Below are 13,872 nucleotides of genomic sequence, written 5' to 3'. Positions count from 1 at the left end.
TGGTGTAAGTATTGTAAGTATTACCTAGAAAATTTAAAAAGAGTGGTGTTCGTATTGTTTGTCGATCAGGTCAAAATTTATGTAAAAGGCGGAGATGGTGGCAATGGAAGTGTTGCCTATCGTCGTGAGAAGTATATCCCTTTAGGTGGTCCAGCTGGTGGTGATGGTGGTAAAGGCGCCAATGTTATCTTTGAAGTAGAAGAAGGTTTACGTACGTTAATGGACTTTCGTTTTAAAAGGCATTTTAAAGGCGACCGTGGTGAACATGGTATGTCCAAAAATCAACATGGTAAATACGCGGAAGACCTAATTGTTAAAGTACCACCTGGAACAATTGTGATAGATGAAGCTTCAACAAATGTCATCGCTGATTTGGTTCAGCATGGTCAAAGGGCTGTTATTGCTAAAGGTGGACGTGGAGGACGAGGAAACTCAAGATTTGCTTCCGCATCAAATCCAGCCCCTGAAATCTCTGAAAATGGGGAGCCAGGACAAGAGCGAAATGTAACATTAGAATTAAAGGTTCTTGCTGATGTAGGGTTAGTTGGATTCCCGAGTGTAGGAAAATCAACTCTATTGTCTGTTGTATCGGCAGCCAAGCCTAAAATTGCTGAATACCACTTTACTACCATTGTTCCGAACTTAGGTGTTGTTCAAGCAGATGATTCAAGAAGCTTCGTCATGGCTGATCTGCCTGGATTAATTGAAGGGGCACATCAAGGGGTCGGTTTAGGGCATCAATTTTTGCGACACATTGAACGGACAAGAGTAATAGTTCATGTCATTGACATGGCAAGTACAGAAGGCCGCGATCCTTATGAGGATTATGTCACCATAAATGCAGAGTTGCAGGAATATAATCTACGTCTAATGGAACGTCCTCAAATCATCGCTGCCAATAAAATGGACATGCCTGGCTCTGAAGAAAACTTAAAAGCATTCAGAGAAAAGCTGAATGAGGATATTCAAATTTTCCCAATCTCGTCTGTGTCTCGAAAGGGTATTAAAGAACTTTTATTTGCTACAGCAGATTTACTCGATCAAACAGAAGAGTTCCCACTTCAAGTGGCTGTTGATCCAACCAATACAAGAGTTATTTACAAGCATGAGGCTGACCCAAGGAAATACTTCATATCTAGAGATGATGACGGGGCTTTTGTGCTAACAGGTGAAGAAATTGAGAAGCTATTTAAAATGACTGATTTTTCTAGAGAGGAATCAATCAAACGATTTGCAAGACAGCTTCGAACAATGGGTGTCGATGACGAGCTACGAGAACGTGGCGCTAAAGACGGGGACACAATTAGACTGTTGGATTTAGAATTTGATTTTGTTGATTAAAGGGCTGTCATTGTGACAGCTTTTTTTCTTACTATCAGAATTTATAGGGTGGGTACATTTGAATCCAGCTCCAGCGCCCAGTCCGCCTGAGGTCAAATAACCTGAATCATATAAAGGGGGAGGTCACCCTTTTCTTCGCTTTGGAACATTTGCTTGTTACTTGGCTAAACCTGGCGCTTGCACCTTATGTTCTTTTAGATTTTATATCCAACTCTAAATTTGAGTATCAGTTGGAGCAGAGTAATGATATAGGTAAATTATGTATAATTTCTTATAAAAGGTGTATTCCGGCTCATATATTTAAATTTTGGCTTATAAAAATAAAAAACGGATCAAATATCCTGAATGCGGCTTATATATTCAGATTTCCGGTAGTATAAGAAATTTGGACAGCGGAAACTTGTCCTATTCTATCTAGAACTCGCTCAAATAGCTGAAAACTTTATTTATCTGCATGGAACTAGGCATGAAATATGTGAAAGCAATGTGTATATAGTGGATTTTTCATCTAAACGTAGACTTTTTTTGATTAGAACCATTTAATTTATCTTTTTTTGATAAAAAGTTTAGCGTGAGAGGTTCATTCGGTTTAAAAAATTGAAGAAAGCCTCAAACTAGCACTTTTTTAAGATTAGGGGGATCCATTTTGACAACGGTAGGATATTTAGGGCCAAAAGCAACTTTTACGGAATATGCGGTTAAGAGCATTTTTCACAATGAGAAGAGAGTACCATATGCCTCCATCTATGATTGTCTTGATGCAGTTAAAAATGGAGAGGTTACCTTCGGAGTGGTGCCTCTTGAGAATACAATTGAAGGATCAGTGACAATCACCTTGGATTATTTAATCCATGAGCATCCACTCCCTATTATTGGAGAAATCATTGTTCCAATCCAACAGCAGTTGATGGTACATCCAAATAATCAAGATCATGTAGAACAAATCACAGCGGTCTATTCGCATTCTCATGCTCTTGCACAATGCAGGAAATTCTTTGCCACAACGTATCCAGATGCTCAGCAGACTCAAACCTTATCAACTAGTGCAGCCGCGCAGTTTGTGGCAAATCATCCTGAGCAGAACATCGCCGCAATCGCTAATGAGCTTGCAGCAGTTGAATATGGACTAACCATTAGAGCTAACAATATTCAGGACTATGAAAGTAATCACACCCGATTTATCATCATCCACAGTCAAGAGGGGGAGAGTTTAACCACTTCCACTCCGAATAATAAAACTACGTTCATTGTAACTCTTCCATCAGATCAAGCTGGAACATTACATCAAGTACTAGCTGCTTTCGCATGGAGAAAAATTAACCTGACAAAAATCGAATCAAGACCCATGAAAACGGGACTGGGAAATTATTTGTTTATTATTGATATTGACAGGGCTATGGATACTATTTTAATACCTGGAGCGATAAGTGAGCTAGAAGCACTTGGGTGTGGAGTGACATGCCTAGGAAGCTATCCAGTAATAAAAATAGAAGCTCTTATCCGATGAGATAAGAGCTTTTACTTACGATTCAACTAAGATCCCAGCCATCTTCAAAGAATCACAAGCTGCATTTATTTTAGCCATAGAATCTGCTTCTAACGTATGCAGATGAAGTCCATCTGTCAACTGAGATAGTAGAGGTGCGTTGGTATAATAAATTTTATTCAAAAACTGCTCTACTTCCATTCGATTGCTTACCATTACAGAAGCAGATAAATCCCCGTAAACAGGATGTTCTACTTTAACGTCCTTCACACATACTCCATGATCGACAATTAAACATAATTCTTCTCTCGTTTGTTCAGGTGAATGCTTACACACAATAACCTGTTGAAAAGTAGGTGTCTCTTGTGTTGCCTGTAAATAAAGATATCCACCAGAAGTAGAAATAATCGGTTCATTTTTTGCCTTTAGCAGTGAGATATCTTGTACAATGACTTGTCTACTTACATGCGTCAGTTCTGCAAGCTCATTTCCTGTAAGTGGGGCTGTCGCAGACTTAAGCCATTTTAGTAGTTGTTCTCTTCGGTTTGTGCCTGAGAATTTTTTTGTAGTGGTTTTCATTGCTCACTGGTCACTCCTACTTAGTATGAAATGCTGTAATAATATTTTGGAATACATCTAGAGATTTATCGATGTCTGATTCCGTTGTCCATTTTCCGAAGGATAAACGAATAAACTGTTTAGCTGTTTGAGGAGTTTTCCCAATGGCAATCATGGTCTTAGATGGGGCTTGTTTTCCCACTGAGCATGCACTTCCAGTTGATATAGCAAGCCCATAGCGATTGCATTCGAGCATCGTATATTGTCCCTCTATCCCTTCAATGGTTAATCCTAAAATGTGAGGGAGGCAGCTTGTTAAATGGCCTTCTACACATATCGGCAATCCCCTTTTTTGAAGACCATCTGTAAACTTCTCACGAAGTGCTAAGAAGCGTTTTGATTCAACTTCTAATTGTTCATGAATCAGCTGGGCTGCACGTAAAAAACTTGCAATACCTGGTACATTAACAGTGCCAGGGCGAAATCCCTTTTCGTGGGATGTCCCTTCGTAATAGGGTAGCCATTTTATCCTTGGGTTTATATAACATGCTCCGACACCTTTAGGTCCATATAGTTTATGACTGGAAATGGATAAGCTGTCAATATGACTAGTCATTACATGAATCGGAACCTTTCCAAATGTTTGAACACAATCAGCATGAAACAGCACACCGTGTTCATGTAAAATCTCCCCGATTTGTTGAAGGGGTTGGATCGTGCCAATTTCTGAATTGGCATGATGGATCGAAGCCAATAAAGTTTGTGGTGTGATGGCGAGAGTGAGTTCGTTTATATCAATGAGTCCTTCTACATTTACCGATAAGTACGTAACACTATATCCTTCTTTTTCTAACTGTTGAAATAAATGATGAACAGAAGAGTGTTCGATCTTTGTTGTAATGAGATGTTTGCCCTTTTTTCCAGCACCATTTAGTAGGGATCGTATCGCTAATATATTTGACTCTGAGCCACCACTTGTAAAATAGACCCCTTCTTTGACACCACCCAATAATCCAGCGAGCTCTGAGCGGCAAGTCTCTAAAAGGGTAGCTGCCTTGGTACCGGTGTCATGTAAGCTACTAGGATTTCCATAAAAGTTCCTCGCTACTTCTGTATAAATATCGATTGCTTCCTCCCTCATTGGGGTTGCTGCTGCATAATCTAAGTAAATCATTTCGTTGCACCTCTTAGGTTTTTAGTTGGTTGAACAATATAACCTACAAAATAACTCTTGTCATTCGTATAAATATATGTAAATATAGGTGTCAAGACAGTAGTATATACTTTAACATAGTAGGAGGCATTTGTATGCCTAAAACAGATGTTTTGATTGTTGGTAGCGGCTTAGCGGCTTTAGTGATTGCAAGTCGTTTATGTATGAAGAAGAATGTGATTATTTTCACAAAGGGTACGAAATACAACAGTAACTCGATGCTTGCACAAGGTGGGGTTGCAGCAGCATTTTCAAGTGAAGATCATTGGCAATTGCATTATCAGGATACCATGATTGCTGGCTGTCAGCATAATGATAAACAGGCAGTAAAAAATCTAGTCGAGAAAGGTCCTACCTATATTTTCGATTTAATTCAGCAAGGCATGAAGTTTGACTTAGATTCAGCAGGAAAGATTTTACTTGGTCAAGAAGGGGCTCATTCAAAGCGAAGAATTCTCCATGCTGGCGGAGATGCAACAGGAAAGGCACTTACAAACTTCCTCTTTCAACAAATAAAGGATCATGTGACCATTATTGAACACCAAATGGCCATTGATTTAGTTGTCCATAAAGATCAATGTATTGGCGTAAAAGCAATAGATGAAGAAAATCAACTAGTCTCCTATTTTGCAGATAGTATTATTTTGGCAACAGGAGGCTGTGGTGGATTATATGAGTTTACCTCTAATGCTTCTACTATAGTAGGAGATGGTTATGCTATGGCCTATCGGGCTGGGGTTGATCTTGTCGATATGGAATTTGTTCAGTTTCATCCGACACTATTGTATAGTGACGGTATTTGTCCTGGACTAATCTCAGAAGCAGTGAGAGGTGAAGGAGCAATCCTGCGTTCAGAATCCGGCCGAAGGATTATGAAGAATCAGCATCCTCTCTTAGATTTAGCACCCAGAGATATCGTCTCAAGAGTTATTTTTGAAGAAATCCAAAAAGGCGAACTCATTCATTTAGATATTTCAATGATTGAAGACTTTACAGATCGCTTTCCTACCATCACAACTTTATGTGAGAAAAATGGTGCACCAATTAAAGAGGGGAAAATACCAGTTGTTCCAGGTGCTCATTTTATGATGGGTGGTATTAAGGTAAATGAGTTTAGTCAAAGTAGTCTCCGAGGTTTATTCGCGGTTGGCGAGGTAGCCTGTACTGGAGTACATGGGGCGAATAGGTTGGCTAGTAATTCTTTATTAGAGGGGATTGTATTTTCAAACCAGCTTGCAGAATTTATTTTGGATCAAAATGTAAAAGTGCCAATTGACTGGTCTGAAGCAGTTCATTCTACTAAACATCTGACAACTGTTAAAGAATTACCGACCAAGGAGCAAATCAAAAAAATTGTCTTGAAATCAGTGGGGATAATCCGAAATAAGGAAGATTTAGAGGCTTTGGTTCACTACTTGGAACCTTTTACAAAGCTGACTCCAAAAGAGGTCAATTTTTCAAAAGAAACTATTACTCAAGTCAATATGATGACAACTGCCTGGCTTATTGCTAGTTCGGCTTTACTAAGAGAAGAAAGTAGAGGCTGCCATTACAGGTCAGACTTTCCTGGGGTGGAAAAAGAGTGGGATCACCATCAAATAATCCGTAATAATACAGAAAATGCTTGTGTTTGCTAGGAGGAAGAAATGAATATTATAAAACTACGTGAAGAACTTAAACGATTTTTACTAGAAGATATCGGTGAACAGGATCTAACTTCAACTTCCATTTTTCCTTCCACTCAAATAGGTGAAGGAAAGATTTTGGCTAAAGAAGAAGGCATCTTAGCAGGTGTCATCGTGATAAAGGAATGTTTACACTTATTTGATTCCTCAATTGAAGTGACGCTTCATAAGAGCGACGGTGATCGAATAACTCCTGGAGATACAATTGCAACAGTAAAAGGACCTATCGTTTATTTACTAACAGGTGAAAGAATTATCTTAAATCTACTGCAAAGAATGAGTGGGATTGCTACCTTAACATCCAAAGCAGTGAGAGCACTTAATAGTGATCATACAAAAATATGTGATACAAGAAAAACCACTCCAGGCCTGAGAATGTTTGAAAAGTATGCGGTTTCGTGTGGTGGAGGTTCTAATCATCGTTTTGGCTTATATGATGGTGTCGTGATTAAGGATAATCACATCGCCTTTAGTGGATCTATTACAAACGCGGTTATGGCGGTACGAGAAAATGTAGGTCACATGGTAAAACTTGAAGTTGAAACAGAATCAAAAGAAGCGGTGTTGGAAGCTGTTGATGCAGGTGCTGATGTTATCATGTTTGACAATCGCACTCCTACTGAAGTGGAAGAATTTGTGTGCTTAGTTCCTAAACATGTAATTACTGAAGCATCAGGTGGTATTACAATAGAGCAATTACACGAGTATGGTAAAACAGGTGTGGATTATATTTCACTTGGAATGCTCACCCATTCATATAAAGCACTTGATATCAGCTTTGTGACTGGCTGGAAGGATGTAAGGGGGAAATAGAAAATGAATATAGTAGAAGCTTTAAAGACAACAGAAGCCACCTTACCTGAAAAATATAAAAATATGTCTACATTAGAGATGGAACAACGTGTCCGAGAGATTAAACATCAATTCGGGGAAAAATTGTATATTCCAGGTCATCATTATCAAAAGGATGAAGTCATTCAATTCGCAGATTCAACTGGGGATTCCTTACAGCTAGCTCAGCAATCAGCATCCAATACAAAAGCAGAATACATTGTTTTCTGTGGTGTTCATTTTATGGCTGAAACGGCAGATGTCTTAACGACAGACGAGCAGAAGGTAATCCTTCCAGACATGCGAGCAGGGTGTTCCATGGCGGATATGGCAAACATTTATCAAACAGAGCGTGCATGGGAAAAGCTAATGTCCCTATTTGGCGATACCATCTTGCCTCTAACCTATGTAAACTCGACTGCTGCTATCAAAGCATTTTGTGGGAAAAATGGTGGTGCTACGGTTACTTCTTCAAACGCTACAAGCATGGTCGAATGGGCATTTACCCAAAAAGAGAGGATACTCTTTCTACCAGATCAACATCTCGGCAGAAATACTGCCTTTGATATTGGAGTTCCCCTCGAGCAAATGGCGATTTGGAATCCCATTACAGACGAGCTAGAATTTGATGGAGATGTGGATACAATCAAAGTGATCTTATGGAAAGGGCACTGCTCTGTTCACGAGAACTTTACGATCCAAAATGTAGAAACAGTTAGAACTGAGCATCCGGATATGAATATTATTGTCCATCCAGAATGTAGCCGTGAAGTCGTAGCATTATCTGATTACGCTGGTTCGACGAAATACATTATTGAAGCAATCGAAAAAGCACCTCCAGGAAGTAAGTGGGCCATTGGTACAGAAATGAATCTTGTAAAAAGGATTATTAGTCAGCATCCTGATAAACAAATTATCTCTCTTAACCCACATATGTGCCCGTGCCTTACTATGAACCGTATTGATCTTCCCCATTTACTATGGTCTCTTGAGACAATAGAGAGTGGCAGCATTCACAATCAAATAAAGGTAGATAAATCTATAGCTCACAATGCGATTCTAGCCTTAAACAGAATGCTTGAGCGAGCTAACTAAAGCCTGGAATTCCAGGCTTTTTTTATTTGACCATTTAGATAAAGCCCTACTTTATATACGCTCTTTTCTAACCCCAAATTAAACCTGAAATTACGTATACCCAAACATTTGAAACCTCCTGACAAGTGTTTGGCACTTCGAATGCTAGCCTTGGCATATTTTTTTCTTCTTTCGCATAAGTTGTGATGAAGAAGAGTGGCAATTAGCCTAGAGAAGCATACACTGTAAAGAATTTGCCATGGGAGGGATATTCGTGAAGATCCATATTGTTCAAAAAGGTGATACGCTTTGGAAAATCGCCCAAAAGTACGGAGTAGATTTTGAAGAGTTAAAGCAATTAAACTCGCAATTAAGCAATCCAGATATGATCATGCCGGGGATGAAAATTAAAGTTCCTACAGCGGGTGTACCTGTCCAAAAGAAAGAATCTCCAATCTTTAAAGAGACACAATTATCACCAGTTAAAGAAGAAGTAAAGCAACCATATGTTGATTTATCACCAGCACCAAAGCCAGTTATGAAAGAACAAGTTAAGGCAGAAGTTGTAAAAGAAATGCCTAAAATGCCATACGTTCCAAAGGTACCACAATTGCCACAGCTTGAAATGGATATTAATAATTACTACTTAAATATGGCGTATCAAAATGCTCCACAAACAACTAATATTCTACCAGGATTGATGCCCAAGCAGCCAACTGCAGTATCACCTGTGGTTGAAGAAAAAGTACCAGAAGTTCCGAAAGCACCACAATTATCACCACAAGTAGCTCCACAGATGGCACCTGAAGAATGTATTCCTATCTCTCCAATTCTTCCGGGTTATGGATTCTGCCCTCCGCATATGTTTGGCCATCCAGGGTTTCCACAACCAGGATTCACAAACCAAGGGTATCCGCAACAAGGATTTGCACAACCAGGATTTCCAAACCAAGGGTATCCACAACAAGGATTTCCACAACCTGTATACCCATCAATGGTTAGTCCTTTCGCAGTTGGGGACGCGGATGATTTAACTGATATGCAAGGCATGATGCAACCAAATCTTTATCCAGGAATGCAGCCTGGAGGATATCCTTACCCTCAGCAAATTGCTGGTGCGGGGGATGACGATTGTGGCTGTCATGATGGTGGACATCACGGAATGTCACCATTCGGAATAGGGGCTGGTGGTCAACCAGGATACGGAGGACCAAATTTTGCGGGTGGAGGTCAACCAGGATACGGAGGACCAAACTTTGCAGGTGGAGGTCAACCAGGATTTGGAGGACCAAACTTTGCGAGTGGAGGTCAACCAGGATTTGTAGGGCCAAACTTTGCAGGTGGAGGTCAACCAGGATACGGAGGACCAAACATTGCAGCTGGAGGTCAACCAGGATACGGAGGACCAAACTTTGCAGGTGGAGGTCAACCAGGATTTGGAGGACCAAACTTTGCGAGTGGAGGTCAACCAGGATTTGGAGGACCAAACATTGCAATGGGAGGTCAACCAGGATACGGACCACAGTATTATCAAGTAGATGATGAATCAGATTATGACGTACCAGGCTACCCAACCGGAGGCCAACTGGGATACGGAGCACCAACAGGCTATCCAACCGGAGTGCAACCAGGATACGGAGCACCAACAGGCTATCCAACAGGAGGCCAACCGGGGTATGGAGCACCAACAGACTACCCAACCGGAGGCCAACCGGGGTATGGAGCACCAACAGGCTACCCAACCGGAGGCCAACCGGGATACGGAGCACCAACAGGCTACCCAACCGGAGGCCAACCGGGATACGGAGCACCAACAGGCTATTCGACAGTAGGCCAACCGGGGTATGGAGCACCATTAGGCTACCCAACCGGTGGCCAACCGGGATACGGAGCACCAACAGGCTATCCAACAGGAAGCCAACCAGGATATCCACTTCAAGGTCAACAAGGCTTCGGTGCACCAGGATTTCCGATGATGCAGGGACCTATGGGAATGCCTAATTTTAATGACAATGATGATGATTTTAATTTATAAGTAACTTCTGAAGGCGATTCGTTTATGAGTCGTCTTTTTTTATTTCCATAATTTGTATTGAACACTGTTTTGTGCCGCATTTATTTGGAAAGAGTTTAAAAATGTAAAAATTTGTACTAATTCCAATAGAAGTGTTGTTTCGGCTCATAAATTTGAATTTCGGACGATAAAAATGAAAAATCGCTTACAAATCCTGATTTCGGACAATATATGTAGGTTTCCGCTTATATGTTCCCTCTGGTTACTTTCAAACCTATATAAAAACTCAAAGCTAGAAACGATTTTGGGTTTTCTAACACTTCATACTTGGAATTAGAACATTATGAGAAAAAATAATGGATACTCCGTGTATAGCAATTTTGTATATGTTCCAAATCATCGGAGTGAAGACAATGGAAGGAGCTTTTTTTTTGAAAATCAGATTTTTATCGATTGAACCATTTTTCTAATGAGTTTAAAGTATCATCATAGCTATGATAAAATAAAAAACAAGTGAAATGAAGTAGGAGATGATCAATTAATGGAGAACACGATTGAAAAACTAGTTGTATGGCTTCAAGAAAAGGTGAGAGAGGCAGGTTTAAAGGGTGCAATCGTAGGAATTAGCGGTGGAATAGATTCAGCTGTTGTTACCTACTTGATTAAACGTGCATTTCCAAATAACTCTTTAGGCTTAATTCTTCCATGTAAAAGTAATCCTCATGATCAAGAGGATGCGCTGAAGGTTGTGAATAGTAGCGGAATTGATCATTATGTTATTGATTTGACAAATACTCATCAAATGATGTTTTCAGAAATTGAGCAACAGCTTAAAGGATTTCAAACATGGAATGAACAAGCTGCTAAGTTGGGAGATGCTAATACAAGAGCTCGTTTACGAATGACGACTCTTTATGCTGTCGCCAATAACTTTGGGTATTTAGTTGTCGGAACAGACAACGCTGCAGAATGGCACACTGGATATTTTACAAAATATGGAGATGGCGGAGTCGATTTAGTGCCACTTGTTCACTATACAAAAGGTGAAGTAAGAGAGTTAGCTATAGCCCTTGGTGTACCAGATGATGTAATTACTAAAGCACCAAGTGCAGGACTTTGGGAAGGTCAAACAGACGAAAATGAAATGGGTACAACCTATGCTATGATTGACAAGTTACTAAAAGGTGAAGCAATACCAGAGCAAGATCGACTAATTATTGAAAAACTACATAATCAGTCTCACCATAAACGTCAGCTCGCAGCCTCACCTCCAAAACTTTAATAAAGAAATTAGCTACCTATATATGACAGACTAGAATTCCCCCTCTAATGCCAAGATAGTAAGGAGTGATTTTCACTCATACTAACCATCATGAAATGGGGGTATTTGCATTGAATAAGAAAGTATTATATACACTTTCAACTGCTTTTCTACTGAGTAGTCTAACTGCCTGTGGTGGAAATGATGACGAAGGCGCAATGGGTACTAACAACACGAATGCAGCTAGACCTATAGGCTATTACTCAAATGAAAATGTAAACCCCTCTAATGGCAATAGCGAGAGGAACGGAAATGCAAGGTTACCTGAACGTGACAATGATGGTCCTGTTACAGAAATGTTGGACCGAACATCTAATAACAATTCAACAAATGGAAGACATGCTGGGAATATAGGCACTAGAGATGATGGTATCGTTGGGGAAGATCATGACCGGATGGGAGTCCAAAATGTACGAACAAACCGAAAACATGTAAATGAAGCGAACAAAACAAATCGAGGAGACCATAAAGGTCAACAAGATTTGTATGGTCGTTCCGGAACCTACAGTTATGGTCAATATGCAAGCCGTGGAAGTAACGGTCATTCTGGTAACAATGGACCAACAACTCTTGGGGGAAATGGTCAAAACTCTAATCGTAATTCTGTAGGGGATTATGGTAATAATATTGGCGTTAACAATCCAACTAGACCTAAAGCTACTGAGGATCGTGGAATGGCTCGTGACAATCGTTATTCAAGAAGTGATTACAACTATCATGGTCAAATGATGGGTCAAAACAACAATGCAAAAGCTTCGTACAAAAATAATTATAACGGCGGATTAGCAGAAAAAATCTCTAATCGTGTAAAAGACATGAATAATGTTGATGATGCACGTACCATTGTAAATGGAAATGAAATTTTAGTTGCTGTTGATACAAAAAATCAAAACGATCGTGATGTTGAACAAAAAGTACGCAGTGCAATTCGCTCCATGACATCCGGAAAAGAAGTACGAGTAGTAACGGATGAGAGTACTTTCACTAGAGCAAGAAACATTGATAACGAATTACGTAATGGCGGCCCTACGGATAATCTAGATGCTGACGTTCGTGATATGTTCAAAGAGATCGGTCAAGAAATTGATGATGAGTCCGAACTCCGCTAAGAAATACAAACTAATTATTAAGTTTAGAGGAGGGGACTGGTTCCCCTTCTTTTTGTGTGCGACGCGGGAGATGCCGTTTGCAAAATGAACTGTGCCCAAAGGATAGTGAAGTATTCAATTTAGCACGTTGGTAAGCCGTATGACTTAATAGGACGCGTGCGGTTTGATAATGCCGAGAGAACAGCCGTTGAACGAGTAATTGTCCATTTATAAGAGTTTTTCCAACTAAAAAATTTTCGGCACCGAAAAGGGAAAAAAGCAAAACTGCACTTTTATTTAGTGACTTGTTTACAATGCATCTAAATTAGCAGCAGATCGAATACAGCAAATCAAGAAACAAATAAAATACAGATTTCTTAGTAAAAGGGGGATTTCCTAAAAAATTTATTTTAAAAGAGGGTGTTCAAAAAGTCCGGCAAAAATAGCTTCAAATTTCTTCGTCAGCTCGTCTCTCCGCTCCTCACGTATACAAAACATACGCTCCGGTGCTCAAGACTTCGCTTCCTCGAACTTCTTTGCTCTTTTTGTCCTCCTTTTTGAACAGACTCTAAAAGGTCGTTCGACTAATTTTTTGGATAAAAATTCTTAGAATAGGATAGACTAAATTACTGTTATACATAAGTTGAAAGAAATGAATCAAACTTACAAAAAGAGGTGGATAGAATGAAGCGTTTCAATCAATATGCCAGAATTTTTTGTATCATTATTCTTCTCTATGGTCTTATTGGCGTCATTCAAGCCTTTGCTGTAGAGAAGGGGAAACCACTAGAGACTCGAACTGCCTTACCTTTAAATAATGCATCTTATGAGGTGACAGGTCCTTTAACTGTTAAGGTAATATTAGAACGGGTGTTTTTGGACGGGGAAGTAAGTGAAGAAATCAAGGAAGAGACGATATGGTCTATGGAGGACTTTTGGTCAGAATACGCAAATTGGCAACTAATAGATCAAGACGAAGAGCAAATTGTTTTTCAAAAAAATATTGATGATATCTCACCTTTGCTGAAATCAAATGGCTATTTTGGTATAAATAAAGATCATATCCTCACCATTTTTAATGGCAAGCCTGAATCCGATCAAGTTATTCAATCCTTTTTTCAAATTGATATAGACAAACTTGAAAGTCGACAGCACGAAGAACTGAAAATGGGGATCCCTATCGAATCCAAAGATAAGTATGTGGAAGTATTAGAGGTATTTAAACCCTTCTCCACTTCACCATAATACAAAAGACGAGCCA

At 39.7% G+C, this 13,872-nt stretch carries 11 protein-coding genes and 1 pseudogene; 10 read left to right on the top strand and 2 right to left on the bottom strand.

Annotated elements, in window-relative coordinates:
• The first annotated feature begins 54 nt into the window (after positions 1 to 54).
• Together obgE and pheA are read left to right on the top strand one after the other, a co-directional pair.
• Entirely contained in the window at positions 55 to 1,341 is a 1,287-nt protein-coding gene (obgE, locus tag ACOI1C_RS03350) for a GTPase ObgE (RefSeq protein WP_422507976.1), read from the top strand.
• Between the two features lie 643 nt (positions 1,342 to 1,984).
• A complete protein-coding gene (gene pheA, locus ACOI1C_RS03345) occupies positions 1,985 to 2,848 on the top strand; it encodes a prephenate dehydratase (protein ID WP_422508171.1) in 864 nt (287 codons plus the stop codon).
• Between the two features lie 15 nt (positions 2,849 to 2,863).
• Here the strand turns inward: pheA and ACOI1C_RS03340 are convergent, their stop codons facing one another.
• Both ACOI1C_RS03340 and ACOI1C_RS03335 read right to left on the bottom strand, forming a co-directional pair.
• Complete coding sequence (locus ACOI1C_RS03340; RefSeq protein ID WP_422507974.1) at positions 2,864 to 3,406, bottom strand: transcription repressor NadR; 543 nt, start codon at positions 3,404 to 3,406, stop codon at positions 2,864 to 2,866.
• A 16-nt stretch (positions 3,407 to 3,422) separates the two neighbouring features.
• The gene (locus tag ACOI1C_RS03335; RefSeq protein ID WP_422507972.1) at positions 3,423 to 4,559 is read right to left on the bottom strand and encodes an IscS subfamily cysteine desulfurase; all 1,137 of its coding nucleotides are present in this window, start codon (positions 4,557 to 4,559) and stop codon (positions 3,423 to 3,425) included.
• A 134-nt stretch (positions 4,560 to 4,693) separates the two neighbouring features.
• On the opposite strand from ACOI1C_RS03335, the gene nadB reads away from it, so the two are divergent.
• The 8 genes and pseudogenes from nadB (at position 4,694) to ACOI1C_RS03295 (ending at position 13,856) form a co-directional block, all read left to right on the top strand.
• Positions 4,694 to 6,235, top strand: a complete 1,542-nt coding sequence (gene nadB / locus ACOI1C_RS03330) for an L-aspartate oxidase (protein WP_422507971.1) — start codon at positions 4,694 to 4,696, stop codon at positions 6,233 to 6,235.
• A gap of 9 nt (positions 6,236 to 6,244) precedes the next feature.
• Positions 6,245 to 7,096 (top strand): carboxylating nicotinate-nucleotide diphosphorylase, encoded by an 852-nt coding sequence (gene nadC / locus ACOI1C_RS03325; RefSeq protein WP_422507970.1) that lies wholly within the window; start codon positions 6,245 to 6,247, stop codon positions 7,094 to 7,096.
• A gap of 3 nt (positions 7,097 to 7,099) precedes the next feature.
• Positions 7,100 to 8,209: a quinolinate synthase NadA gene (gene nadA, locus ACOI1C_RS03320; RefSeq protein WP_422507969.1), complete on the top strand. Its 1,110-nt coding sequence runs from the start codon at positions 7,100 to 7,102 to the stop codon at positions 8,207 to 8,209.
• 253 nt (positions 8,210 to 8,462) lie between these two features.
• Complete coding sequence (gene safA / locus ACOI1C_RS03315) at positions 8,463 to 10,223, top strand: SafA/ExsA family spore coat assembly protein (RefSeq protein ID WP_422507968.1); 1,761 nt, start codon at positions 8,463 to 8,465, stop codon at positions 10,221 to 10,223.
• Positions 10,224 to 10,743: 520 nt separating this feature from the next.
• Positions 10,744 to 11,484, top strand: a complete 741-nt coding sequence (gene nadE, locus ACOI1C_RS03310; RefSeq protein WP_422507967.1) for an NAD(+) synthase — start codon at positions 10,744 to 10,746, stop codon at positions 11,482 to 11,484.
• Positions 11,485 to 11,594: 110 nt separating this feature from the next.
• Positions 11,595 to 12,632 carry a YhcN/YlaJ family sporulation lipoprotein gene (locus ACOI1C_RS03305; RefSeq protein WP_422507966.1) on the top strand — a complete coding sequence of 346 codons (1,038 nt, stop codon included), beginning with the start codon at positions 11,595 to 11,597 and terminating at the stop codon, positions 12,630 to 12,632.
• A gap of 177 nt (positions 12,633 to 12,809) precedes the next feature.
• Positions 12,810 to 13,011: pseudogene (locus ACOI1C_RS03300) on the top strand (hypothetical protein); the annotation flags it as partial.
• 284 nt (positions 13,012 to 13,295) lie between these two features.
• The gene (locus tag ACOI1C_RS03295) at positions 13,296 to 13,856 is read left to right on the top strand and encodes a BofC C-terminal domain-containing protein (RefSeq protein ID WP_422507965.1); all 561 of its coding nucleotides are present in this window, start codon (positions 13,296 to 13,298) and stop codon (positions 13,854 to 13,856) included.
• Positions 13,857 to 13,872: the final 16 nt, after the last annotated feature.

Source organism: Bacillus sp. DJP31, from assembly GCF_049310945.1.
Lineage (GTDB): Bacteria > Bacillota > Bacilli > Bacillales > SA4 > Bacillus_BS.
The sequence above is the reverse complement of the archived record's forward strand: the minus strand, read 5'-3'. Positions and strand labels throughout refer to the sequence as shown.